This window comes from Haloarcula sp. NS06, from assembly GCF_051122755.1.
Classification (GTDB): domain Archaea; phylum Halobacteriota; class Halobacteria; order Halobacteriales; family Haloarculaceae; genus Haloarcula.
On sequence record NZ_CP184844.1, the window covers coordinates 2,436,631 to 2,460,083 of the forward strand.

General features: G+C 60.6%; 22 protein-coding genes. 8 read left to right on the plus strand and 14 right to left on the minus strand.

Annotation, left to right across the window (positions count from 1 at the left end; translation table 11 throughout):
- Positions 1-447 (minus strand): response regulator, encoded by a 447-nt coding sequence (locus ACODNH_RS16530; protein ID WP_306706118.1) that lies wholly within the window; start codon positions 445-447, stop codon positions 1-3.
- Positions 440-2,368: a PAS domain-containing sensor histidine kinase gene (locus ACODNH_RS16535; protein WP_434530603.1), complete on the minus strand. Its 1,929-nt coding sequence runs from the start codon at positions 2,366-2,368 to the stop codon at positions 440-442. The genes ACODNH_RS16530 and ACODNH_RS16535 overlap by 8 nt, the downstream gene beginning before the upstream one ends.
- Positions 2,369-2,588: 220 nt before the next feature.
- Here ACODNH_RS16535 and ACODNH_RS16540 point away from each other — a divergent pair, with 220 nt between their 5' ends.
- Together ACODNH_RS16540 and ACODNH_RS16545 are read left to right on the plus strand one after the other, a co-directional pair.
- Positions 2,589-3,170, plus strand: a complete 582-nt coding sequence (locus ACODNH_RS16540; RefSeq protein WP_306706122.1) for a LemA family protein — start codon at positions 2,589-2,591, stop codon at positions 3,168-3,170.
- Positions 3,170-3,931: a hypothetical protein gene (locus ACODNH_RS16545; RefSeq protein ID WP_434530604.1), complete on the plus strand. Its 762-nt coding sequence runs from the start codon at positions 3,170-3,172 to the stop codon at positions 3,929-3,931. Before ACODNH_RS16540 ends, ACODNH_RS16545 begins: the two co-directional genes overlap by 1 nt.
- Before the next feature lies 1 nt (position 3,932).
- Here ACODNH_RS16545 and ACODNH_RS16550 read toward each other — a convergent pair whose 3' ends face one another.
- Genes ACODNH_RS16550 through ACODNH_RS16560 form a run of 3 tightly spaced genes read right to left on the minus strand, consistent with a single transcriptional unit; the run spans position 3,933 to position 7,235 of the window.
- Positions 3,933-4,814, minus strand: coding sequence for a cytochrome-like protein (locus ACODNH_RS16550; RefSeq protein WP_434530605.1), 882 nt, complete (start codon positions 4,812-4,814; stop codon positions 3,933-3,935).
- Positions 4,815-4,817: 3 nt separating this feature from the next.
- The gene (dph2, locus tag ACODNH_RS16555) at positions 4,818-5,864 is read right to left on the minus strand and encodes a diphthamide biosynthesis enzyme Dph2 (RefSeq protein WP_434530606.1); all 1,047 of its coding nucleotides are present in this window, start codon (positions 5,862-5,864) and stop codon (positions 4,818-4,820) included.
- Positions 5,865-5,918: 54 nt separating this feature from the next.
- Entirely contained in the window at positions 5,919-7,235 is a 1,317-nt protein-coding gene (locus ACODNH_RS16560) for a methyl-accepting chemotaxis protein (protein ID WP_434530607.1), read from the minus strand.
- 293 nt (positions 7,236-7,528) lie between these two features.
- Here ACODNH_RS16560 and ACODNH_RS16565 point away from each other — a divergent pair, with 293 nt between their 5' ends.
- Positions 7,529-7,927 (plus strand): YlbF family regulator, encoded by a 399-nt coding sequence (locus ACODNH_RS16565; RefSeq protein ID WP_004593080.1) that lies wholly within the window; start codon positions 7,529-7,531, stop codon positions 7,925-7,927.
- Positions 7,928-8,039: 112 nt separating this feature from the next.
- On the opposite strand, the gene ACODNH_RS16570 is transcribed toward ACODNH_RS16565, so the two are convergent.
- Complete coding sequence (locus tag ACODNH_RS16570; protein WP_306706133.1) at positions 8,040-8,489, minus strand: universal stress protein; 450 nt, start codon at positions 8,487-8,489, stop codon at positions 8,040-8,042.
- Positions 8,490-8,686: 197 nt separating this feature from the next.
- Between ACODNH_RS16570 and ACODNH_RS16575 the strand changes: the two genes are divergently transcribed.
- The 3 genes from ACODNH_RS16575 (at position 8,687) to ACODNH_RS16585 (ending at position 11,733) form a co-directional block, all read left to right on the plus strand.
- Positions 8,687-9,520, plus strand: coding sequence for an MBL fold metallo-hydrolase (locus ACODNH_RS16575; RefSeq protein WP_306706135.1), 834 nt, complete (start codon positions 8,687-8,689; stop codon positions 9,518-9,520).
- Positions 9,521-9,693: 173 nt separating this feature from the next.
- Positions 9,694-10,797: a hypothetical protein gene (locus ACODNH_RS16580; protein ID WP_306706137.1), complete on the plus strand. Its 1,104-nt coding sequence runs from the start codon at positions 9,694-9,696 to the stop codon at positions 10,795-10,797.
- Between the two features lie 39 nt (positions 10,798-10,836).
- Positions 10,837-11,733, plus strand: coding sequence for a hypothetical protein (locus tag ACODNH_RS16585; protein ID WP_434530608.1), 897 nt, complete (start codon positions 10,837-10,839; stop codon positions 11,731-11,733).
- Positions 11,734-11,741: 8 nt separating this feature from the next.
- On the opposite strand, the gene ACODNH_RS16590 is transcribed toward ACODNH_RS16585, so the two are convergent.
- From ACODNH_RS16590 to ACODNH_RS16625, 8 genes are all read right to left on the minus strand, one after another.
- A complete protein-coding gene (locus tag ACODNH_RS16590) occupies positions 11,742-12,686 on the minus strand; it encodes an ABC transporter permease (protein ID WP_306706141.1) in 945 nt (314 codons plus the stop codon).
- Positions 12,683-13,690, minus strand: coding sequence for an ABC transporter ATP-binding protein (locus ACODNH_RS16595; RefSeq protein ID WP_306706143.1), 1,008 nt, complete (start codon positions 13,688-13,690; stop codon positions 12,683-12,685). Before ACODNH_RS16595 ends, ACODNH_RS16590 begins: the two co-directional genes overlap by 4 nt.
- The gene (gene nosD / locus ACODNH_RS16600) at positions 13,677-15,068 is read right to left on the minus strand and encodes a nitrous oxide reductase family maturation protein NosD (protein ID WP_434530609.1); all 1,392 of its coding nucleotides are present in this window, start codon (positions 15,066-15,068) and stop codon (positions 13,677-13,679) included. Before nosD ends, ACODNH_RS16595 begins: the two co-directional genes overlap by 14 nt.
- Complete coding sequence (locus ACODNH_RS16605; RefSeq protein WP_306706147.1) at positions 15,065-15,856, minus strand: hypothetical protein; 792 nt, start codon at positions 15,854-15,856, stop codon at positions 15,065-15,067. Before ACODNH_RS16605 ends, nosD begins: the two co-directional genes overlap by 4 nt.
- Before the next feature lie 30 nt (positions 15,857-15,886).
- Positions 15,887-17,866, minus strand: a complete 1,980-nt coding sequence (gene nosZ, locus ACODNH_RS16610) for a TAT-dependent nitrous-oxide reductase (protein WP_306706148.1) — start codon at positions 17,864-17,866, stop codon at positions 15,887-15,889.
- A 1-nt stretch (position 17,867) separates the two neighbouring features.
- On the minus strand, positions 17,868-18,380 hold the full coding sequence (locus ACODNH_RS16615; protein ID WP_306706149.1) for a plastocyanin/azurin family copper-binding protein: 513 nt from the start codon (positions 18,378-18,380) through the stop codon (positions 17,868-17,870).
- A gap of 200 nt (positions 18,381-18,580) precedes the next feature.
- A complete protein-coding gene (locus tag ACODNH_RS16620) occupies positions 18,581-19,270 on the minus strand; it encodes a YqjF family protein (protein WP_306706151.1) in 690 nt (229 codons plus the stop codon).
- Between the two features lie 85 nt (positions 19,271-19,355).
- Positions 19,356-20,081: a DUF7260 family protein gene (locus tag ACODNH_RS16625; protein WP_306706152.1), complete on the minus strand. Its 726-nt coding sequence runs from the start codon at positions 20,079-20,081 to the stop codon at positions 19,356-19,358.
- A gap of 535 nt (positions 20,082-20,616) precedes the next feature.
- On the opposite strand from ACODNH_RS16625, the gene ACODNH_RS16630 reads away from it, so the two are divergent.
- Positions 20,617-21,423 (plus strand): IclR family transcriptional regulator, encoded by an 807-nt coding sequence (locus ACODNH_RS16630; protein ID WP_306706154.1) that lies wholly within the window; start codon positions 20,617-20,619, stop codon positions 21,421-21,423.
- A 724-nt stretch (positions 21,424-22,147) separates the two neighbouring features.
- Positions 22,148-23,431: a glutamate dehydrogenase GdhB gene (gdhB, locus tag ACODNH_RS16635; RefSeq protein ID WP_306706156.1), complete on the plus strand. Its 1,284-nt coding sequence runs from the start codon at positions 22,148-22,150 to the stop codon at positions 23,429-23,431.
- The last annotated feature ends 22 nt before the right edge of the window (positions 23,432-23,453 follow it).

A 23,453-nucleotide genomic window follows, 5' to 3' on the forward strand; every position in this document is an offset into this window, starting at 1 on the left:
TTATTTCGGCGGCCGCTTGACCACCGTGAGGAAGAACTCCTCGACGCTACTCACGATGTCAACGAAGCCGTCGAAATCGACAGGCTTCGTCAGGTAGGCGTTCGCGTGGAGGTCGTATGATTCGATGATGTCCTCCTCTGCCTCGGAACTGGTCAGCACGACGACCGGAATCCGGCGGAGCGACTCGTCGCTTTTCATTTCCTCGAGGACCTCCTGCCCTCCCTTGCGCGGCATGTTGAGGTCGAGCAACAACAGGTCAGGCCGCGGTGCGTCGTCGTACTCACCCTTCTGCCGGAGGAACGCCAGCGCCTCGACGCCGTCGTTGACGACGTGCAGGTTGTTCAGCACTTTCCCCTTCTCAAGCGCTTTCTCGGTCAGTTTGACATCGCCGGGATTGTCCTCCGCTAGCAGAATCTCGACCGGCCGCCCCTCACTGGACTCAGTCATCGCCGCTCACCTCCATCACTGCGGGCAATGTGAACTTGAACGTCGCACCGTCGTCTGACGGTTCGACCCAGATACGCCCGTCGTGGCGCAGGACAATTCGCTGGCAGACGGCCAGCCCGATGCCGGTTCCCTCCGTGTCGTGGGCTCCGGCGCGGTGGAAGATGTCGAACACCTCCTCGTGGTCCGCCGCCGGAATCCCCGGTCCGTTGTCCGAGACGGTGAACGTCACCATGTCGTCGTCTTCTTCGGCGCTGACCTCGACGCGGGGTTCGATGTCGGCTTCCACGGAGTACTCGATGGCGTTTTCCAGCAGATTCTGGAACACCTGCCCGACCTGGTTCGGATCGGCTTCGACGGGTGGCAGTGACTCCGCTGTGATGGTCGCGTCCACCTCCTCTATTCGCATTCGCAAGGCGTCTAGCGTCCGGTCGAGAACTGTCCCCGGGTCTGTCTCCTCGAAGTCACCGGAGTTCGTCTCAACTCGCGAGTACCGGAGCAAGGCGTTGACCATCTCCTGCATTCGGCGTGCCCCGTCGACGGCGAAGGCCATGTACTCGGCCGCCTCGTCGTCAAGCTCGTCGCCGTATTCGCTGTCCAGTAGGTCTACGTAACTCGACACCATCCGGAGAGGCTCCTGCAGGTCATGCGACGCGATGTAGGCGAACTGCTGAAGTGCCTCGTTCGATCGTTCGAGTTCCGTCTGCTTGGATTTGAGCCGGGTCTCCCGTTCGACCCGGTCCAGCGCAGCGGCCCCGGTACTCGCAAGAATCTCGAGCAAGAACCGCTCGTGGCTGTCAAAGGATTCGACAGTTGGCGAGCCGATACACAGCATCCCGTAGTCCTCAAGGGGGAGAAACAGCACCGTCCGCAGCGGTGTCTGAGGGACTGATGGGTTCGATAGCGTTTGGTAGTCCTCAACGACGGTCGGACTGCCATCGTGGAACAGGCGGTTTTCGTCGCTTTCGGGACCCATCGGCGGGAGGTCAGATGCCGTCTCCACCGCCGCAAAGTCTGCCGCCTCGCTTGTTGCACCGATCGGATAGAGGGTGTCGTCGTCGCTGTCGTAGGACCACATCGCCGCCAGTGGCTGGTCGATGATGCGCTGTGCGATCTGCGTCACCGTATCCGCGACCGCGTGTTCCGTCCGAGTGTACAGCAGTTCGTTCGTCGCCTCGCTGAGTGTTTCGACGCGCGCTTCGCGCTGTTTGAGGTCAGTGATGTTGCGGGAGACGCTGACTACCTGCGTTAGTTCTCCGTCGTCAAACACCGGCCGGTACCACGTCTCGAAGACGAGGCCGTCGAGGTCCTGGGTCACACGGACCTCTTCGCCGTCCAGCGCTTGCTCGACGGCGGTGATGATGTCCGGATACTGGCTGTAGGCCTCGAACACCGAGACCCCTTCGAGCTCGCCGGGCTCTATCCCCAGTTCGTCCAGCCCCCTTCCGGCCGAGTAGGTAAAGACGCCATCAGGGTCAAGTGTGAACACGACGACTGGGAGGTTCTCGATCAGCGTCTGGAGTTGCTTGCTCCGTTCAGTGTGTTTTCGCTCCTGTTGGCGGATCTCAGTCACGTCGTGAATGAACGCTACAACGCGGGTTGTGTCGTCGATGACGGCGCGTTCGAGCGAAACTTCGACCAGCCGGCTCTCACCGTCCGGACCCTGTGTCGACCACTCGACCTGTGCCGACCCCGATGTGGCTGCCTCCGTAATCAGAGCGTTTGCGTCTGCCGTCGAAAACCCCGGCGGGCTGAACTCGCCGACGTGCATTCCGACGACATCCGCCGGAGGACGCCCGAGCAACGCACCCGCTGCCTCGTTAGCCCTGACGACTGTCCCGGTGTCAGCGTCGTGGACCATAATCGGGTCCGGATTCGCCTGGAACACGTCGCGGAAGAGAGCAGTGTCCTCCGTAGAAGCCATACGAAGGTTGGGATAGCAGGCTACAAGACTGTACGCTCTCTGTTATCATATGTGATTCTTACCCCACTGATTCGATAGATACGCGGGCCGAGGTAGAGTCCACCAAGATTGGGGGGGTAATATTCTATTCAATAAACACTTTATTTTGGTTCACCGTACTATTTCTGTCCTCGATTATATCGGTAAAATTATATCATGGTAGAAGATAACCTGAAGGAATATGGCGCTATATGTATCTATCGTTGGAGGGTTCTGTGTCCTCCTCACTGCCTGGTTGGTCGGTTCGTACTTTCGACGGGCACACGACAATCTTGTCGAGGCCCGCGAAAGTTGTGACGCTGCCTGGGGGAACGTCGAAGTGCTACTTCAGCGCCGTCACGATCAGGTCGGAAACCTCATCGAAATCGCTGACGAGTACATGTCCATGGAGCAGAACGTTCTCGCTGGCATGGTCGAGGCTCGCGAGAGCGCGATTGATGCAAGCACTCCTGCGGAGGCAGCGATGGCCCAAGTTGACGTCCGAGAATCTGTCCGCGAGTTCTACTCGATTGCCGAGGAGACGCCAGAACTGCGAACCGACGAGAAATTCGACGACGTTCGCGATGCTCTCGAAACCATCGAGCAGCGGCTGGAAAACCGTCGGGAGTATTACAACGACACTGTGAGACGGTACAACGCGCTGTTACAACAGATCCCAGAGCGGTATCTCGCGGCTCATAGGGGATACAAGCCTCGTGACTCATTTGAAGCTGACGAGGCTGCAAAAGGGGAATTCTCCGTACGTGACCGTCTTCAAAACTGATGCTGTTTGCCATTCTGCTGTATCTCGGTATTCTGGCACTCTCGGGGTTTGGTGTTCTCTGGGGAATCGGATCAATACTGATGGGATTTGACCGCTACGAGGAAGAACACGCAATTCGAACGACACCGCTTTCGGAACTCGATTCAGTTGCTGCTGGTCCGACAGCAGTCCGGGGTCGCATCGAACCTGCTGGTCGACATATCGGAACGCTGTACGACTGCGAGGCCTGTGTTGCCTACGAACTCAAAATTGAGGACACGGGAGGCGATTCGAGCAGGACACACGTCAACAAGTCGGAAGCGGTACCGTTCGACATTGTGACTGATGAGGGCTCGGTCCGGGTCTGCAACGCGGAGTTCGACTTCCACGTTTCCGAGGACCGTCGTTGGAGCGAGAAGCGCAAGAGCCACACCTCGCCTGACGATCAGTTGGCGCGCTTTGAGCGCGACTGGCAAATCCCGGACCTGCGGGCCGGTGACGACCGACGTTATGAGATGGCGTACATCGAACCCGGCGATACCGTGTATGCGTACGGGACGGCTGAACTGGACAACTCGTTGTCCGGGGAGCAATCGAAACCGCTCGTACTGACTGGCCGCGATGGGTTGTTTTTCCTCTCCGACCAAGATCCGGACGAACTGCTCCGGGAGCGACGGTTCGTGCTTGCGAAAAACGGGCTGCTCGGCATCGCCGTTGCAGTCATTTCGCTGGCTGTGTTCCTCTGGCTGACGGGTATCGCACAGATATTTCTCGGCGCGTAGATTACCGGATGCTCTCGATAACTACACGGCTGATTACCTTGATAACCGCTCGACAGTTCCTGTAGACGACCCATGCAACAGCAGCAGTGATGACGACAATCACCCAGGTAGCTGCATCCGAGTCCGTGATGGCGAATCCGACGACTTCTTCAAGCAGACCAATCAGAACAAGGAGCGTCACGATGAATGCGACGCCGTAGCCGAGTACTGACGTCCAGAAGCGAGCAGTGCCAGCGAGGAGGTGTGTCAATTGATCCGTCGAATGATCTTGCGGTGTGTTATCTGATTGGCCCACCGATTTCTCAGTGCGTCCATTATCTGCCGACTCGGAGTCCGCTGTCGCATCGCCAGACGTGATGGCCTCGGCAAGTTTCGTCTGGCAGGCCTCACAGGGAGACTCGTCGACCGCATCCAGCGTCGCTACTGAGTCTGTTCTCCTGAACGGGCACTGCTCGTTTGGACAGAGCTCAAGCCCCAGCATGTACCCGACCTCACTGACAGCCAGTTTTCGAACCCGGTCGTCGAACCTGTCCCCACCCAGACGGAACGTCGAGAGTAACGATGTCCGGCCGTACCGGATTCCAATTCCGAACAGCGACTGCCGCCGGCCTTGTGAGACATCTTGATTCGTCACAACAAGCGTTCGGCTGCCATCCGTCTCACTGGCTACGTATTTCGCCAGCTCAACTGCGTCGTACTGATCACTATCACCGGTAGGCTGGGCGCTGTCGGGGATTCCGTCGGTGTGAAACTTCCTATGATCGACGCGCGCGGTCAGCGAGAATTGTTCCTCAACGGCATCCACGGCGAGTTCAAGTGTCTCTCGCTCTATTGCGCCGACGGCAGCGACTGCGAGTGGTTCGCTTTCCACCCTCCGGACCATGGGTCACCAGGTGCCGTGGAAGGTGTCGAACTCCAGCGAATCGAGTGGCTTCTCGCCGATCGCGATCTCGTACTCGCCGGGCGTGAGCATCGGCTTCTTGAACTGCGGACCGTCGTCGGTGGTGATTCGGGGACAGCCAGTGTTAACGTAGGCGTCCATCCCGAAGTTCGTCAACCGGTCCGGTGTCACCTCGTCCATGGTAATGAGGTAGGCGTTTTCGTTGTTTTCGACGATTTCCTGGGCCTGATCCCAGCGGCCTTGTCCGATTTTGGTACAGAAGATGACGCCCCAGGACTCGGCGTCCATCGCGCGATGGACTGCACCGTAGCGCTGTTTCATGAACTTCTCCGTGTCGGCGACGGTGACGACGTTGTTCACGGGGTCGGCGATGACAACGTGTTTGTCGGGGTGCTCCATCGCCAGCCCGAGCGGGTGGAACTTTCCGCCACCGACGTACAGCATCTGGTCGGCGTCAACGTCGGCGCTGGCGTAGTTACAGCCGAGCACCTGGCCCTCATGGGTGAGTCGCTCGTCGCCGCGGCGCGTGTGCACGTTGTAGCCGCGCTCCTCCAGCCACTCACGCATCTCGTCGAACTTGTTCATGTGCTGGGCCGTCGTCACGAGCCCCACGTCGGGATCTTCTTCCGGATCAGCAAGCTGTTCCTCGCGAGCCTGCTGCATGATGGGGAAGACGTCGACGTTGGAGAACAGCGGCACGTAGATGATCTTGTCCGATTCCTTCATCGGTGAGTGGCCGAAGTGGACGAACACGTCCGTCCGACGCATCATGTACGTATCGAGGTCGCAGGCACCGTAACAGGGCTGGCCCGAGAGCAGTACTGTCACGTCGTCGGGGAGGTTCTTGCGGAGGTCATCGGCCACGGCCGGGCCGCGGCGCTTCAGCCCTTCGGGGAACTGCAAGCCCACCTTCTCTGCGTCGCGTTCTTCGACAGCTTCGACGATTCGGTCAAGTTCGTAATCCCACTCTCGGTCGTGCTTGAGCGACAGTCCGGTGTTCCGGAGGTCGCCGTCAGTCCGCTCTTGACTCATTGCACCCCTGTATCCGTTCGAGAGTCATAACCCCCGTGTTTCGATGAGCGCCAGTCACTCCATAATCTCGGCGAGTCGGCGCTCGACCCGCTCGACGTTCTCTTCTAAGTCTTGGGCCAGTCGGTGCTGGGTTTCGTTTGCGTCAGCCAGCTCGTCGATGGACTCGGACACCTCGGCGGCACGTTGGGCGATTTCGTCGATCATGCTAGCGATTTCTTCGGCGCTTGCGGCCTGGTCGTCCGTCGCCGCCGCGACTTCGCCGATGCCCTGTTCCGTCTCCGAGGTCGCGTCGACGATAGCCTGCTGGTTGTCTAGCACTGTCTCTATGTCAGTGAGTGCCTGCTGAATCGCGTCCGTCGTCTCCTCGACGTTTTCGGCGGTGCTGTCGGCCATCTCGCGGACCTCCCCGACGATGCGCTCGACTTCGTCAGCGTGCTGTTTGGACTCGTCGGCCAGTTCCTTGATCTCGTCGGCGACGACCGCGAACCCGTCGCTGTCGCTGTTGCTTCGCGCAGCTTCGATGTTGGCGTTCAGCGCCAGCATGTTCGTCTGGTCCGCGATGTCGTTGATCACCTCGACGAATTCGTCGATCTCCTCGATATGGCCCCGGAGTTCCGTCGAGTCCGACGCGACCTGTTCGGCGGACTCCGTCGCATCCTCGACGCGTTCGATGGTTTCCTCGGCTGTCTCGACGGATTCCTCGGCGAGTTCCCTGGCCTCACCGCTCTGGCTGCTCACTTCCTCGGCACTGGAGGCGATTTCCTCGACAGTCGCACTGAACCCGGAGACCTCGGACTGGACCTCATCGAGGTTTTCAGACTGCTCGCCGGCCATCTGCTTGATATCGTCGGACTGGTCGGTAACGGCCGCGGCGGAGTCGCCGATTTCGCCGACCGCTGACTCGACGTCTGTCGCCATCTGTGACTGGAGGTTCTGGAGCGCCTCACGCTGTTCGACGATCTCACTGAAATCGATCAGTAGCTCCAGCGCACCGATAGCATTGCCGCCAGGACCCATTAGCGGAATTGCTACCGCCCGCGCGTGTGCCATCGTCCCGTCAGGTCGCTCGGCCGAGCGGAACTCGCTTTCGCGGACTGGCTCTCCCGTTCTGATGACCTCCTGAGCAAGCGTCTCGTCCTGTCCCTCTGTGCCGAACACGTCGTATGCGTTCATCCCGACCGCCTTGCTCGCCGGCAGTCCGAGCATACGTTCAACCGTATCGTTCCAGTGTGTGATGTCGCCGTCCGCATCGACCACGAACGCCGCTTCCGGTAAGTCCTCGACGAGTGATTCGAACGTGTGGAGCCAGAAATCTCCGCTGTCGTCGACGGACTCCGGTAGCAGACCGTCTTCAGATGCAGTTTTTGCCATTGTAAGAACTATCTTAGAAACTAATATACGGTTTTCGACCGATTACATCAGTTGATAACTGGATTGAGCGAATCTCAGCAGGAGCGAAGCCACAGCCCGACCAGTATAGCGGCGCTCCTGCATACCACAACGACCGGGATAAACACGGATTCCCGACTCAATCTTAAACAACTGCCAGTCTGGCGGTCCGATGCAAGCAACAACACGGCCGGAACGCTGCCAGGGACCGATATCCTGCCTGTAGCAACCCGGTTTCGGCAGGCCTATACCGCCCGAGTTCATACGTTTTGTTGATGAGTATCGAGACCGATACCGCCGCTGACATCGACGGTGACCACGTCGAAGCGCTCGCTACAGAGTTCGGCGAAGCGATCGCCGAACTACCGGTGTACCAGCGATTCAAGGAGACGAAAGACGCCGTCGAGAACCACGACGAGGCGCAGGCGGCCATCCAAGAGTTCGAGCAGATTCGCGAGGAGTTCATGCTCGCCCGCCAGACTGGTAACGCTTCTCAGGAGGACCTCCGGAAGGTCCAGCAGAAGCAGGAGGAACTTCACGACATCCCGGTAATGAGTGATTATCTGGAGGCCCAGAACGAACTCGAACTGCGCCTGCAGGAACTCAACGAGATCGTGTCCGAGGAACTGGCCGTGGACTTCGGCCAGAAAGCCGGCGGTTGCTGCGAGGACTGACCCTCGTATTTCTCGCGGTCGTACTTTTCGCCGACTCTGGAGCCGCCGGTCGAGGCTGCCGATGCCGCCGACAGCTATCATCAGTCAGCGACACATCCGGTAGACTGGGCGGTTACCCTTCGACTTCGGTTTTCACCACGACCGCTGGTCGTTCGCTTAGCCTGAGCACCTTGTCCGTGATGCTACCGAGGAGACTGCGGTACTCCGCTGGCCGCCGCTTCGTCCCAAGCACAAGCAGATCGACATCCGCCTCATCGGCGGTTTCGATGATGGATTCGGCCGGCCGTCCGTGTTTCAGGGTCGTCGTTACGTCAACGCCGGACGCCTCCGCGTCGGCCTGTATCCGGGCCAGCGTCTCCTGACCCGTTTCTTCGAGGCCGTGCTCGGGCCCTTCGGATTCGTCGACGTATTCGTCACCGCTGTAGGCCGTGTACACGTCCTCGTCAACGACATACAGCACGTGGAGGGCCGCACCATGTTCTGCTGCGAGGGCAATCGCGTGGGACTCGGCGTTGGTTGAAGCTTCTGTCCCATCCGAGGCGAGGAGGATGTGATCGTACATACAGGTTATATTTCTCGCAGTTGGGAAATAAACCGAGGGCTCCGTTCTCAGATAGCGAGAGGCGCCACGATCACGAAACGCCACAGGTGACCGTAGAACTGGGTCCGAATTGCAGCCGAAGTATCCGCACAGCAGCCAGCGACCGACGGTCCGGCGTCTTCGAAACATCTTAGCGACCAGGCGTGGCATCTCTCGACATGACAGTCGAATCTGACTGGGATGACTGGCTCCCGCGTGCGGTGGAGTCAGCGACGCCTGACGGACTGGCAATCTGGTATCTGGGCTGTAACGGCTTCATCGTGAAATCGAGCGGCGGGACGACCGTCTTCATCGATCCGTATCTCGGCATTGGCGACCCGCCGCGAACCGTCCGGATGATCCCGGTCCCGTTCAACCCCGAGGACATCACCGAATGCGACGCGGTTCTGGGCACTCATGAGCATACCGACCACGTCCACGGACCGTCACAGGTCCCGATTCTCGCTGGGACGGGCGCGGACTACTACACGACTGACAGCGGTCACGACGTTATCCAAGAGGAGGCGTGGCTGGAGAACGACAGTGTCACCGACGACCAGCTCCACGAAGTCGCGGACGGGGACACGCTCGAAATCGGCGACCTGACAATTCACGTCGAACCTGCCAATGACCCCGACGCTGAGCACCCGGTGTCGTACGTGTTCGAACACGACTCCGGCACGTTCTTCCACGGCGGCGACGCCCGCCCCGGCGAGTTCGAGTCTGTCGGCGAACGTTACGATATCGACGTCGGCGTTCTCGCGTTCGGGACGGTCGGGCTGATCGACGACAAGGAGACCGGCGAACCCACGCGAACCCAGTGGTACAACGACGAGAACATGATTATCGAAGCCGCGAACGAACTCCAACTGGACACCCTCATCCCGACCCACTGGGATATGTGGAAGGGGATGACGACGGAGCCAACCGTCCTGCACAACCACGCCAACAGCTTCGCGTATCCTTCGGCACTTTCAATCGTTGAAATCGGCGACCGGTACGACCTAGACTGAAAGCGGTCTGCCAGTGCCGCGCGGACGGATCGTCTATCTCTCTGCCCTCACGCTCTGTTCGTGTTACTGAGGTTACGTCTGTGGAATTATATTAACTACTACAGTATAGAAAAAAAGGTGTAAATGTTGGTCAGGTACGTACCTTTAATACTATTGCTGAGACCATACAGACCATGAGCAATTCGCAAGCCTACGACGAAGTCACTGTCGCTGCCGATGGCGTGACAGTGACCAAGCGGTTCGAAGCGGACGAGTTCCCCGTGCCCGCGATAGCGTTTAATCTCACTTCGCGACGGTCCGTCCCGGTGACAGTCAGACTGGTCGACACTGTTCCAGACGACGTAGCAGTCGAGGATCTGGGCTTCCATCCCGAGTACGGCAGTGAGTACTGGGACATCAACGAAGACCGGATCGCCTTCGAGAAGGAACTCGAAGCCGAAGCCGACTACACGACCGTCTACGGCATCCGTGCGACGGGCACCGACGACGTCGAGAAGTTCCTGACGGAACCCGAAATCGAGAGTGTGGACCCGCCCCTGGACGAGGACGAGGAGGACCTCGTCGGTGGTGGCGACGAGGCTGTTCGGGATGTCATCGCCGGTGACGCCGACAGCGTTCCCGGTCTGGAAGACGATGACGACGAGGACATTGAGACGCTGGACCTCTCAGATCCGAACAACCCAGAATCAAGCGTCGAAGCCCCCGAAGAGAGCAACGCTGCGCCGGCAGATTCCGAGGTCCAATCCGGCGCTGTCGTCGCGACGATGGCACAGGAAATCCGCGACCAGAACGTCTCCCCCGAAGACGTGAAGCTCCTCAAGCGTGCGCTCGACGCCGTCTCCGAAGATGACAACGACAGTGACACCGGTGGCGTCAACGACGCTCGGATCCAGCGCATCCAGAGCGATGTCGCAGACCTCCGTGCGTACACCGATGCCCTCGAAGAGTTCCTCGAAGAGAACGGCACTGGCGAGGACATGATTCAGGAGTTCGGCGAGCGCCTCGACTCTTTCGAGGAGGCTCTGGAGGGTTTCCAGGACGAAGTCCAGTCGGCGACGGACACAGCCACTTCGGCCTCCGACCAGGTCGACGACCTTTCCGAGGAAGTCGAGAGCGTCGAAGGGCAGCTTGACGACCTCGAAGACGATATCGAAGCCGTCCGCGAGGAGATCGACGATGGAGAACTCGCTGACCGGATCGACGAAACCGAATCGGAGATCGAGGAGCTCAAACAGTGGCGCGAACAGCTGTCATCGGTTATCGGCGGCGGCGAATAACCGAACTCGTTTTACCGATCCCCCGTCTGTGCCTGCATAATGACGACGACGAGGGTGGCCGTTCCGCGCAAGGGCCGGCCTCTCGAAGCAGTACTGGAGCGACTCGCCGGACGCACGGGGACGACCGACCTGGCCGACGATATCATCTCGACGCTTCGCTACGAGAAGGCCGTCACCAAGGGCAATCAGGACGCGGTCGCCGATGTGTACCATCGCATTAGCGATTACTCCTCGCTCGATGCGCCATACGAGCCAGAATACACGCTGCTGCGGGACGACCGCGACGGGATGCCGCGACGGATCGTCTTCGACAGCGTCACCGTGCCGACCGAACACGGTGATGTCCAGCTGGTCGGCCGCGAGGAACCGTTTCGGGCGCTCCGGACACACGAGTTTGCGCTCGGGTTCGACAGCGCCGACCTCGTACTCGAAGAAGTCGTTCAGCTCCGGGACGAACCGCTGACTGCTATCCACGAGATCAACGACCGCATCGATCCGCTGGACACGGATGTCCGGGTCGTGACCGGGCTAGGCGACACGGTGTACCACACGCTGCTGGCGACGCCGGAGGTTATGGACACACAGGACGGTCCCCTCGACCGGTCCTTCGTCACCAACTACGAGGGCGAACTCTGTATCTCACCGCGGTACGAACGGCTCGTCGAAGCCGTCCTCGGGACGAGCGCGCTCGATGGCGTCTCCTTTACCTATCCGACTGAGGGTGGCGAAGAGGAAGCAGACATCGCGGCGACCGGCCTCGGCGTCTACCTCACCGTCACGGGGTCGACCGCGCGCGACCATGGCCTTGAACTGGGCGAGCAGTTGTTCCCCAGTGAAACCGTACTTCTGGAAAACGCCCACGAGCGTACCGAGAGGACGAAACAGGTCGCCAGTCTGTTCGAGGAACCAGAAGAAACAGCGCTGCAGTCGGTCTAAAACCGTTTTCAGAGACGCCGCCGCTGGATGAGCTTCGCAGCGACGCCGACGGGTACAACGACCCACGCGACGAGCCCCGCGGCGACCATCGGCGTGGTCAGCCCGGCCTGTGTCAAGACGCTGCCGAAACCACCGGCGACCACGTCCACCTGTGAGAGCGCGAGCACGCGGAAGCAGTCCACTGGGTTGAGGAGTATCGCCACGGCGATAGCGCCGGATCCGAGATCGAACCCTGCGACAGCCCCCAGCGCGACGAGGTCGTGCAACAGCGCGACCCAGAGCCAGATGGCCAGTGTCGCACCGAGCGCGTGCGTCTTCGTCCGCGCAACCGTCGAGATCAGCACCGCCACGCCAAGCATCGCACAGGCGGTCAACACCGCAACAAGGGCGACCGCCGCGTACTGGCCGACGCTAGCGAGGCCGATGTAGCGGACGGTCAACAGCGCACCGGGAACGAAACCGAGTAACATCGCGCCGGACAGCACCGCCGCTCGGCCGATGGCAGTCCCGACGACGACACGGCCTTTCGTCACCGGAAGCGCGAGCATGAGTTCGAGCGAGCCGCGCTCGTCGGCACCGACGATGGCGTCGTAGCCGACCGCCAGCGCCGTCAGCGGCACAAGGTAGACGCCGAGTTCCGCGATGGTTGCAATGACTGCATCGAAGCGACCCGGGCCAACTGAACTCGCCCCGAACTGGACGACTGCGGTGGTAAAGAGGCCGAACAGCAGCGCCACGCCGAGTGCCCACCGGCTCCGGACGGCCAGCCGGTACTCTCGACGAGCGATGGTGAGTAGACTGCTGTCGGCAAGTCCTTCGAGCGCCGATCTGTCGGCCGCGTCCGTCGCCGTCTCCATCTCGGTTCCGCCGTCGTGCAACCGGGTGGCTGGCGCGTCGACTGCGACGACGCCGCCGTCGGGGGCAGGGTCCGTCGAGGAGTCGTCTTCGCTCATGCTGGCTCACCGCCTGAGTCCTCGGACGCTGTTTCCGAAGCCGATGCCGCCGCTGTGCTGTCGGAGCCAGAGTTGCCGCCGTCGTCCGCCTCGACGGCCTCGTGGAACGCGGCCTCAAGGCCGGGTTCCCGGACCTCGAAACGGTCGATGTCGTACCCCTCACCGACGGCGGTCAGCAGGTCGTAGGCCTCCGCTGGCGTGGTCCGTGCCGTCACGTCCGCGCCTGAACGACTGACGCTGGACACTGCCTCGTGGGTTTCGAAGTCGGTTGCCACATCGCTCGCAGCCGCCTCGGACGCAAGCGACAGCGCCAGCGTCACCTCGTCGGCGGCGGCGCGGCGAAGTTCTTCGACTGGGCCCGCAGTCGCCACCTGTCCGTCGGCGATGATGACCGCCTCCGAGCAGAGCCGCTGAATCTCCCCGAGCGCGTGCGAGGAGAAAACAATGGTCACGTCGGTCTCCGACGCCAGAGACTCCACGACCTCGTGGAATGCCCGGATACCGTTGGGGTCGAGCCCCGCGGTCGGTTCGTCGAGTATCAGTACGGCCGGTTCACCGACGAGCGCGGTGCCGAGGCCGAGCCGGCGGTTCATCCCGTTGGAGTAGCCGCCGACCCGGCGGTCCGCGGCGTCCGCGAGCCCGACGGTGTGCAGGATACGCTTGACGTGGTGGTCCCGGTTCTCGCGGGGCACCGAGCGCATCCGGGCGTGGAAACTGAGTATTTCGCGGCCGGTCAGGCTCGGCGGGAAGCCGGCATGCTCGGGGAGATAGCGCACTCGTTCGCGGACGGTGGTCCCGTCGGTGGGGTCCGCACCGGCGACGGAGATACTCCCCTCGTCCGGCCGGTTCAGCCCGGCGAGCATTTTGAACAGCGTCGTCTTGCCGGCTCCGTTCGTGCCAAACACGCCGAGGGTGGCCCCCTGCTCGACAGACAGACTCAGTCCGTCGAGCGCCTGCACGTCACCGTAGGCTTTCGATACGTCGTCGACGTCAATCACGTTCATAGTAGCTCCTCCAGTTCTCGTGGGGTGGTTCGGTGAGCGGGCGGGCATCGACGACGCCGGGCGACTTGACCACAGGCACGGACGACTCGGCCAGCCGAACGGCATCGAAGGCCGGGCTGCTGGCGAATACCCGCGCGGCGGGCTTTTCGGCAGTCACCTGCTGGACAGCCCCGGCCGGTTGATAGCGGGTGTCTCCGATGCCATCGTCATCGACGTCCGTTGGGTTCGCCCGGGACCAGTAGTTCCCGACGCTCTCGTTCCAGTGGACCTGGTCGCTCATCACCGCGAGCACCGGCCTGTTGTTGCGGATGAAACTGTTCTCGGTCACGGTGCCGTCGGTGCTCCCCGCAGCGATGTGGACGCCGATGTCGTTGCCGACGATGAGGTTGCCGACGATGCGGTTGCTGACGGAGTTGTAGACGAACAGCCCGTTCTCGTTGTCGACGAGGTGATTCCCGCGGATGTCCGTGTCGTCGATGCTTTTGACGAGGATGCCGTGACCGGACTGCCCGCTGTTGTTCACCGCGATATTGTCCTCGATGATGAGGTGTTTCGACACCATCAGCGCGTACCCGACGTCGTTGTCGAAAGCGGTGTTGTTCCGCAGGTGGCAGTCGTCGGAGTACATGTAGTGGACGCCGTACCGGAGGTCCCACATGGTGTTGCCGGTCGCGTTCACGTCCTTGGCCCAGTTGAAGTAGAGCCCGTCCCGAACAGTGGTGATGTCGTTGTTCCGGATGACGCTGTCCTCGGTCTTCCAGATCTGGATGCCATTGCCGCGCTTGGTCAACTGCGTAATCTCCTCGCGGCCGACGATGGTGTTGTTCCGGATGTCGGCGTCGTCGACCCCGTCAAGCCAGATGCCGAAGGTCATGCCGGTCACGCGGCTGTCACGGACAGTGACCTCGCTTGCGTTGACGAATATCGCGGCATCATTCGTCGCGGTGCTGTAGCCGCTGTTGCGGACCCAGAGATCCGATACGGTGACACCCTGTGCTTCGATGGCGAGAACGTCACCTTCCCCGTCGCCGTGCAGCAGCGCCGACCCGGGACCGCTCCCGGAGAGAGTGACGTTCGGCGTCGTGACGACGAGAGTCTCGTTAAAGCGACCGTCGAGCGTGACGGTATCGCCGGGGTCAGCGGCGTCAACCGCCGCCTGCGCGCTGTCGTACGTTTCGCCATCGACTGTCGCGGTGCCGTCGGCTGACGGGGCGATAAACGAGTCCGTATCTGGCACGTCGGGATCAAAGGCGAGGTCATCGTGGGTTCCGTCGGTCTCGCCGGCGCTGGCCATTCCGACAGCCATGACCGACAGCACGAGTAGGACCGCGGTCCCAACGGCGAACACTCGCTCGAAATCGTGGGACAGTGGGCTCATGAGTGAATTTCTGGTTGGTCAGACTCAGCCGCGGTGGTTGTCGGGCGGTGCGGGGCATCTTCCTCGTCGTCGGAGTCGCCGTCACGGTCCCGAACGGCGTCGGGAAGCCCGGTGGCCCTGTCGCGAATTCGGGCCGGGAGCTCGTTGAACGTCACTGCCTGATCGCGGTAGTAGTACGAAACCGCGAGCAGTCCAACGGCGGTGGCGGCCATGTACGCGCCGAGGCCGAACCGGGAGGCACTCGTGATGTTGGCGACCTGGTACTGGCCCCACAGAGGCGGTGTGAAGCCGGCAACGCCCATCACCGGTGCGCCGGGGTCGAGCGTGTGGCCGGCCTGCCAGAGCCGGTACTGGATGTCGGCCAGCATCACGGTGAACACCAGCACGGTGCCGCCGAACTGGTATTTCAGGCCGCGTTTGAGCTTCTTGACGGTCGGCGCGATAGCGACGAATACTGACAGCAGTGACACGCCGATGAACGCGACCGGCCCGAGCGCCCACTCGGGTACGTCGATGGCGTTCTCCTCAACGGGGAAGTTCGGCTCGACTAACACCGGGTCGGGGAAGTAGAACCCGACGTAGTGGTTCAGCCGCGCCATCTCGATGAAATCCCCGGTCAGGTGGGGGTAGGCGTACAGAGAGACGCGGAGCGTCGTGCTGGGGTACTGGACGGCGTCGACGCTGATGCGCCACATCGGGAACGCGAGCGCCGCGACGAACAGCGCTGCTGCTGCCACGGGGAGACCCCGCCGGATCTCACGGAAGTCGTCGATGGTGGGTCGTTGCATGGCTGAACACCTCCGAAGTGGGTTGTGTCGCTACCCCTCCGCCGGTTCGACAATCATCCGGCTGCGCATCTCCAGGTGTAGGGCGCTACAGAAGAACGTACAGTAGATCCAGTACACGCCGGGATCGTCAGCCGTGAACGTAACCTCACGAGTGTCCTGTGGCGCCACAGCGTAGTTGATGTCGTGCTCGGGGATGGCAACGCCGTGGATGATGTCCTGCACGCCCTCAATGTTGGTCGTGGACAGTTTCACTTCGTCGCCTTCCTGCACCGTGAAGTCCGGCAGGCCGTACTCCGAGCGCTTGGTCGTCATCTTGACGTGGACGCTGTTCTCACCCGTGCGCTCGACGCCGGAGTCTTCCTCGGTGATATAGGTCTCGTCGTAGTCGCTCTTGTCGTAGACCTTCTTGGCGTCGATCTTGTCCTTATGGGCGAACACGCAGTCGTGTGGCTCGGGATATGCCGGGTGGTCCGCGACCAGTTCCATCTCTTTTTCACCTTGCCCGATGTGTATGAGCTGGTCGTTATCGGGCATGATCGGACCGACCGGGAGGAACCGGTCTTTCGAGAGCTTGTTGAGGCTGATGAGCCATTCTCCGTCCGGGTCGGTCGTCATCGCCTCAAGCGCCTGAATGTGACCGGGGTTGTAGTGAACGTCCTGTTTCTCGATGATCGGGTCTTCGGACCCCTCCTCAGCCTCGACAGCGGCCTCGATGTCCCACTTGACCGCCTGGGAGTCGATGAATAGCGACGTGTAGGCGTGGCCGTTGCCGTCGAAAGTCGTGTGCAGCGGGCCGAGCCCGACACGCGGTCGTCCGGCGACAACCTCTTCGGGATCGGAGGAGTCGGCCAACGCGTTCAGGTCGAGCATGGTCACCGTCGGCGAGAGCTTCCCCGCGATGAAGGCGTAGTCGCCGTTCGGCCCGACCTCGACACAGTGAGGGCTTTTCGGCGTCGGAATGTACTTCACGATAGGGCGGTCGCCCTGATTGAGTGAGCTTCCCTGCGTGCCGTCGATGACGGGGATGCCGTTGACTTCCTCGTAGTTGCCGTTCTCGACGGCCTGCTCGATGGCCGGGATGTCGAAGGCCTTGACGTTATCCCGGTCGTCCTTCGTCATGCCCTGAATGTCGGTAGCCTCCTCGCTATTGTATGCCGAGGAGATGGCCCACCGACCCTCTTTGCCGGTGTCGACGATATCGAGATTACCGTCGACCTTGACCTGCCACTGGGTCTCCATTGACTCGGGGTCAACGGCGACGAACAGCGACGTGTAGTTGTCCGGGTTCTTCACGTCGGTCCCGTCGTTGGGTAGCGGCGCGCGGAACTCGCCGTTGCCCAGCACGTACTTGGTGTCCGGGGAGAGGACGGTACAGCCGTGGATGGCCTGCATGTTCGGGACGTCAGTGATCGCGTCTGTCTCGAAGTACGTGAGGTTCACGCGGGCGATGCGACCGTTGGCCTTGTCGTTGACGTACAGATACTCGCCGTCGTAGTCGCCGTCCGTCTCCGAGAGGTTCGGGTGATGGTTGTCACCCCAGCTATACCCGCCGCCCTCTTCGAGCAGCTCTTTCGTGTCATCGGTGAAGCCATAGCCCGACGCACAGTCGGTGTTGAACACCGGAATGCGGGTGAGCTCGCGCATCGACGGGATGCCAATGACCCGCAGTTCGCCGGAATGTCCGCCCGACCAGAAGCCGTAGTACTCGTCGTGTTCGCCGGGTTCGACCGTGTGGCTCGCGCCGCTGCCCGATGGTGTCGACTGGCTGCCAGCGCTGCCACCGCCACCAGTCAGCGCCGAACACCCGGCGACCGACCCCATCGCACCGGCGGCGACGCCGGCTTTCATGAAGTCCCGGCGACCGAGCGAGAGCCCGGGCAGTCCCAGCGAGATGTCGTCGTCTTCAGCCGTTTCATCAGGGGACTCGACCTCCGCCAGAACAGAGTCAAGCGTTTCTTCGTACTCTTCGAGAACCTCGTTCGGGTCGCGGGGGGTTTCGTTCTTACTCATATCAGACCACCTTGATTGTGCCGGCCATCCCGTTCATCTCGTGGGGAATGCAGTAGTACTCGTACGTGCCCGTCGTCTCCAGCGTGACCTCGTAGCTCTCGCCTTTCGGGACGTTGCCCTCCTGGCCATTGCTGTACCCGTCTTTCGCGGCCTGTTCGGAGTCGAACTCACCGGACGCGAAGTAGTCCGCGCCGTCGGGGATCTTGTTTTCGTAGGCCGTCACCGTGTGACCGATGCTGCCGACGTTCTCGAATGTGACCGTCGTCCCAGCCTCGACCTGAATTTTCTTCGGCTCGTATGCCAGTTCGTCCGTCATTTCGACGGTGCTCGTCTCGGTCCACTCGGACCCACTCCCGCCGTCACTGGCCTCAGTCTCGCCGCCGTCTGCTCCGTCGCTGCTGCTGCCCGAGTCGCCGTCACCGCCACTGTCGGACCCGCCGCCCGACGAACAGCCAGCCAGCGCAACTCCAGCTGCGAGACCCAGACCGCGCACGAATGTTCTACGCGTTTCCATGGTAGCTCACGACTGCAACTCGAAGACCAACCTGTATATATGGGGAACCGCACTTTCATTTCGCAGGAAGCGGGGCGAATATGTTCGTCGGTGAATAGTGAACCGAGTATTCTCACAGTGGCTCCGTTAGAATAGCGACTGCCGAACTACCTGATCGGGGCAGTTGGGAGTGATCGATTCGGGTCTCCCCGGCGGACGCCTCACACCGGTTTACTCTGGGATGCGACAACATCTACCCCCGGGCTGTAGTAGCACACGGGGTCATCGTTGGGACGGGCGAACCCGTCGGCCCGCAGTAATGTATCGGTCTCGACGGTCGCCGACGCCGGGTACAGCGTCCAGGTGTCGTGGCTGACATCGGTGTACCGGAGCGACCCGTCCGGTGCCTCGGTGTAGAACCGATAGCGTTCGACCAGAAACTCGGCCAGCGAATCCGCAGTGGCGGTGAACGGGTCGTCCGTCGGCCAGTACGCCGCCTCGTACACGCCGGGACGTGCCCCGGGATGCTGCCGTCGGCTGTCGAATTGTACGCGACCGTCGCGAAGTTGCAGGGAGATGCGGGCGTAGTAGTACGGGAGGTGGTGAAACAGGCGTGCGCCGACGACGCTCGCAAGCCCCTGTGCGTCGAGGCTGAAGAAGTAGACGCTCGGGACGCCGTCGCGGGTGACGTACGTACGGACGTTGATCTCCGGGAGCCGAACGCCGAGCGACCGTGGGACCCCTTTCGGTCGGACGGCGACGTTGGTGAACGGCACGACCGAAAGCCACGCCGACCCGTCGTAGCGGTCGGCTTCGAGCGAGGGCGGGAGGTGTGCATCCATCAGTTCGGGGTCGACCGGCCAGTTCTCGAACAGCAACTGCCGCCAGCTCATCTCCAGGGGCAGGACCATACGCTCGAGTTCACACCGTAGCGAAAAGAGTCTCCTGTTGGAGGCGTCAGATAGCGCGCGAGATCTAGCGCCCGCTTCCAGTAGCTCAGCTGTCCACGGATTCCTGTAACCGTGCGAGACTGGTCAAAACCGGATACGTCCAGAGTTGCTCTTCGTACATATATGTGCAGAACTCGTGTGTCTCGAACCGGTGAACGCTTGAGTGGAGTTGGTCCTGTCGTTCCTGTAGAAGCGCTGTAACGTCGTTTTGGAACGTCTCGCGATACCACTCAGGAACGACTGTGCTGTCGAGCGTCTCAATGATCTCCTGCAGACTGCTGTGGTACTCCTGCATCGATTCCTGTTCGATTTTGACAGCGCGGTCCAGCGAGGTCCGTTCGTCGATTGCTTGCTCAGTCGCGGCCACCAGCGAACGCTTGATCGGCGGCGAGAGCCCGACGTTCGTCTCAGGGTGAAACAGCGCTGCGTAGTCCGGCCCGAACTCGATAGCAACGTTCTCCACCAGCGACTCGTCGTACACCGACTCGTAGTGATCGACAGCCAGCACCGTGTCGGCGTAGGCGTCCCGTAGCGCTTCAACGGGGTCGGATACGGACTGTCGACTTCGCGCACCGACGGGGGAGGAGGGCTGTTCGGCGGGGTCGACGGCACGCACACGCTGTAGAAAGTCCTCGAGCCCGTCTTGCTCGGCTGCAAGCTCGGTGTGCTCCCTGTCGAGCACTGTGAGAGCCGTCTCTACCGGCTCGAGAATGTGGTCTCGCCATGTGTGCAGGAACCACTGCGTGCCGTCCTGCGCAGGCGTCGTTGACATACTAGTCTCTCGTTCAGTAACAACAATAAGTGTTTTAGTTACCCGTCAACACCACCGTGTTCTGTACGGTTATTTATAAAGGATATCGGACAGCGGCGTTGCGTCCGCGGTGTGTCCTGCGGTTTCAATCTATCGACAATTACAGCTCGCACCGAACCGTATCTGACTGCAAGAGCAAGACATATAACCCATATTTACCCACAAACCAGTTCCATATAGAACTATACAAAACGTAAAATACGGTATAATATAGAAGTCCCGAGATATGCGATTGTATTGCTATTATAAAATCCATATATTCCCTAATTCTCGTGGCATAAGAGAGATATAAATTTAAATACTGGCCACACGCACTCTGGTGCTTAAGCTACGGCCTGGTCTACGCTTCGGCTTCCACCAACTCCATAGAGCGGTATCCATAGAGTCTGATTATGTCAGATATTGACAGGTGTCGGTTACCAGCGGCCGGTCTGTTGGTCTGGCTGCCCATCGTTTACATCCGGGTTTTAAATAATGACGGCAACTCTACTCGGTAATGACCGACGACGCCAACACACAAAACACGGGCCGGCGGATACAGTCCGTGGAGAACGCCTGCGAGATCATCGAAGCCGTACAGGAGTCACACAGCGCGACGTTGCAGGAACTGAGCGAACGAATCGAGCTTTCCCAGGGAACGCTTCACACATATCTTGCGACGCTGACCGACTGTGGCTTCCTCACGAAGGACGACGACACGTACCAGCTCGGCTTTCGATTCGTCACGATGGGCGAACACGTCCGTAACGAGACGGAGCTCTACACTGCTGGACAGGAGGAAGTAGACAAACTGGCCGACAGATCCGGTGAGTACGTCCATCTAGTCGTCGAAAACGACGGTCGCGAAGTCGCCATCTACGAACGGCGGGGCGAACATGCCGTCGGAATGGACTACCACCTCCAGCTGCGGGAGGCACCACAACACCTCCACGACAGCGCTTCGGGCAAGGCAATCCTCTCATGTCTCCCGGACGAGCGCGTTGAGAAAATAATCGACCGGGAAGGCCTTTCACGACAGACACAGCACACGATTACGGACCGAGAAACACTTCGTGACGAGCTAGAAACTATCCGGGAGCGGGGATACGCAACGAACGACGAGGAAGAGATCCGTGGCCTCCGGGCGATCGGTGCGCCGATTCTGGACAACGATGGGACCGTCGTCGGCGCGGTCAGTGTGACTGCACCGACCAGCCGTCTGAAAGGGGCCCGCTTCGACACCGAAATTCCTGAGATGGTGATGGAGGCAGCCAACCTCATCGAGGTCAATCTCGAAATGACCTCGTTCGACCGGAGCACGTAACAGCCTCGTCATACGCTCGTCACTGTGTGTCGGCGACGACCACTAACCGACGACGGCCTCAGGCCACTCCAATTTGGATTACTCAAATCACAGGTGTGCTGCTGTGACGATGGAACGGAGCGATTGTCCCGTCGAGCGATCAATAATAACAGTCGTACCACCGTTAGTAGCCAAGCCACGATAGCACAGCGGATCGGATAGTCGTGGTTGTAGGCAGTCTACGGTGGGGTACTACGAGATTGGTACCTGTTATCGCCGGCATGCCTCGGTATAGTACCCCGTTGCTACGATACCAAGCTTGCTTTTGACTTGCTCAAACTACTTATTGTCACCCAACTCCGGTAGACAGACGCGCTGTAGCGCGCATACGGTATGCTCTGTGGCATCATGCGCACGTTCATGCAAGTACCGCAATCACTCTCAGATTGAGTATATCAAGCGTATATTCCAGCAGTATTTCACAGATAAAGCGTTAGATGGGCTTAAAATCTTCTGTAATTGGCTTGAGAAGGCGTTATTAACTTTTGCTATGTTCAAACTAGTTGTCCCGTAGACAGTCCCAAATGTTTATTAACAATACCGGTATTGGTGCCGATACACTGTCTCACTCCAGCCGTCGGATGCTGACAGTCAAGACGGAACCAGCGTCTGAACAACTCAGCGTACTCGCCCCATTGGTCCCGAAGCGAGTGGGCGTACGCACCACCGAACCCACAACCCAATCATGAGCACACAGAAGGAGCCATCAGAGCAAGCGACAGACGAGGACGAATCGCCAATCGCGACTGCCCGCCACCAGCTGGAGCAAGCAGCTGAACACCTTGACCTTTCTGAGGGGATGCTTGAGCAGCTCCGCCACCCATCGAAAACAGTCGAGGTATCTGTTCCGATCCGCCGAACCGACGGGAGCGTTGAGGTGTTCAGCGGGTATCGCGTCCAGCACTTCGAGATCAGGGGGCCGTATAAAGGCGGTATGCGATACCACCCGAGCGTCTCCGCCGAGGAGTGCACGGCGCTAGCGATGTTGATGACGTGGAAGTGTGCGGTGATGGACCTGCCCTTCGGCGGCGCGAAGGGTGGCATCGTCGTCGATCCGTCGACGCTCGATGCACAGGAGACCGAGCAGTTGACGCGTCGGTTCGCCGAGGAACTACGCGAAGTCGTTGGACCGACGAAAGACATCCCCGCACCCGATATGGGGACCGACGAGCAGACCGTCGCCTGGTTCATGGACGCGTATTCAATGCAGGAAGGCGAGACGGTCCCCGGCATTGTGACTGGCAAACCGACAGCGGTTGGCGGGACACACGGCCGTGAGGAGGCACCCGGCCGAAGCGTCGCTATCGTCGCCCGCGAAGCACTCGACTACTACGACGGAAACATCGATGGTGCGACTGTCGCCGTCCAGGGCTTCGGTGCCGTGGGCGCGAACGCCGCACGCCTGCTTGACTCGTGGGGTGCGTCTGTCGTCGCTGTCAGCGATGTGGACGGCGGCATCTACGACGAATCCGGGCTCGATATCGAATCGATTTCGGCTGACGGCGACGAACACGGCCAGCTGGGGGCTGTTGACGCACCACGTCAGGTATCCAACGCCGAGTTGCTGGAACTCGATGTCGATGTCCTCATTCCTGCAGCAGTCGGGAACGTCCTAACCGAGGAGAACGCTGCAGACGTACAGGCGAGCATTATCGTCGAAGGGGCGAACGGCCCGACAACGACAGCGGCCGATACAGTGTTCAAGGAGCGCGACATCCCAGTCATCCCGGATATCCTCGCGAACGCCGGCGGCGTCACCGTGAGCTACTTCGAATGGCTCCAGCACATCAACCGACGGAGCTGGTCCCGTGAAGAAGTCAACGACGAACTCGAAGCCGAGATGCTCGATGCCTGGGAGGCCCTGCAGGCTGAGGTCGAGGACCGTGATGTCACGTGGCGAACAGCTGCCTACATCGTCGCGCTTTCGCGAATCGGTGACGCTATGAACGCTCGTGGACTATGGCCGTAACAACGGATGTCGCTTCAGTCCA

What these genes read in the sequence shown, in the direction of transcription:
- ACODNH_RS16575 (WP_306706135.1), top strand. Translation starts at nt 8,687, where the DNA reads ATGACAGTCGAATCTGACTGGGATGACTGGCTCCCGCGTGCGGTGGAG.
- ACODNH_RS16625 (WP_306706152.1), bottom strand. Translation starts at nt 20,081, where the DNA reads ATGTCAACGACGCCTGCGCAGGACGGCACGCAGTGGTTCCTGCACACA.
- ACODNH_RS16580 (WP_306706137.1), top strand. Translation starts at nt 9,694, where the DNA reads ATGAGCAATTCGCAAGCCTACGACGAAGTCACTGTCGCTGCCGATGGC.
- ACODNH_RS16590 (WP_306706141.1), bottom strand. Translation starts at nt 12,686, where the DNA reads ATGAGCGAAGACGACTCCTCGACGGACCCTGCCCCCGACGGCGGCGTC.
- ACODNH_RS16570 (WP_306706133.1), bottom strand. Translation starts at nt 8,489, where the DNA reads ATGTACGATCACATCCTCCTCGCCTCGGATGGGACAGAAGCTTCAACC.
- ACODNH_RS16550 (WP_434530605.1), bottom strand. Translation starts at nt 4,814, where the DNA reads ATGGTCCGGAGGGTGGAAAGCGAACCACTCGCAGTCGCTGCCGTCGGC.
- ACODNH_RS16540 (WP_306706122.1), top strand. Translation starts at nt 2,589, where the DNA reads ATGGCGCTATATGTATCTATCGTTGGAGGGTTCTGTGTCCTCCTCACT.
- ACODNH_RS16565 (WP_004593080.1), top strand. Translation starts at nt 7,529, where the DNA reads ATGAGTATCGAGACCGATACCGCCGCTGACATCGACGGTGACCACGTC.
- ACODNH_RS16545 (WP_434530604.1), top strand. Translation starts at nt 3,170, where the DNA reads ATGCTGTTTGCCATTCTGCTGTATCTCGGTATTCTGGCACTCTCGGGG.
- nosZ (WP_306706148.1), bottom strand. Translation starts at nt 17,866, where the DNA reads ATGAGTAAGAACGAAACCCCCCGCGACCCGAACGAGGTTCTCGAAGAG.
- ACODNH_RS16595 (WP_306706143.1), bottom strand. Translation starts at nt 13,690, where the DNA reads ATGAACGTGATTGACGTCGACGACGTATCGAAAGCCTACGGTGACGTG.
- nosD (WP_434530609.1), bottom strand. Translation starts at nt 15,068, where the DNA reads ATGAGCCCACTGTCCCACGATTTCGAGCGAGTGTTCGCCGTTGGGACC.
- ACODNH_RS16585 (WP_434530608.1), top strand. Translation starts at nt 10,837, where the DNA reads ATGACGACGACGAGGGTGGCCGTTCCGCGCAAGGGCCGGCCTCTCGAA.
- ACODNH_RS16630 (WP_306706154.1), top strand. Translation starts at nt 20,617, where the DNA reads ATGACCGACGACGCCAACACACAAAACACGGGCCGGCGGATACAGTCC.
- ACODNH_RS16605 (WP_306706147.1), bottom strand. Translation starts at nt 15,856, where the DNA reads ATGCAACGACCCACCATCGACGACTTCCGTGAGATCCGGCGGGGTCTC.
- ACODNH_RS16535 (WP_434530603.1), bottom strand. Translation starts at nt 2,368, where the DNA reads ATGGCTTCTACGGAGGACACTGCTCTCTTCCGCGACGTGTTCCAGGCG.
- gdhB (WP_306706156.1), top strand. Translation starts at nt 22,148, where the DNA reads ATGAGCACACAGAAGGAGCCATCAGAGCAAGCGACAGACGAGGACGAA.
- ACODNH_RS16530 (WP_306706118.1), bottom strand. Translation starts at nt 447, where the DNA reads ATGACTGAGTCCAGTGAGGGGCGGCCGGTCGAGATTCTGCTAGCGGAG.
- ACODNH_RS16620 (WP_306706151.1), bottom strand. Translation starts at nt 19,270, where the DNA reads ATGGTCCTGCCCCTGGAGATGAGCTGGCGGCAGTTGCTGTTCGAGAAC.
- ACODNH_RS16560 (WP_434530607.1), bottom strand. Translation starts at nt 7,235, where the DNA reads ATGGCAAAAACTGCATCTGAAGACGGTCTGCTACCGGAGTCCGTCGAC.
- dph2 (WP_434530606.1), bottom strand. Translation starts at nt 5,864, where the DNA reads ATGAGTCAAGAGCGGACTGACGGCGACCTCCGGAACACCGGACTGTCG.
- ACODNH_RS16615 (WP_306706149.1), bottom strand. Translation starts at nt 18,380, where the DNA reads ATGGAAACGCGTAGAACATTCGTGCGCGGTCTGGGTCTCGCAGCTGGA.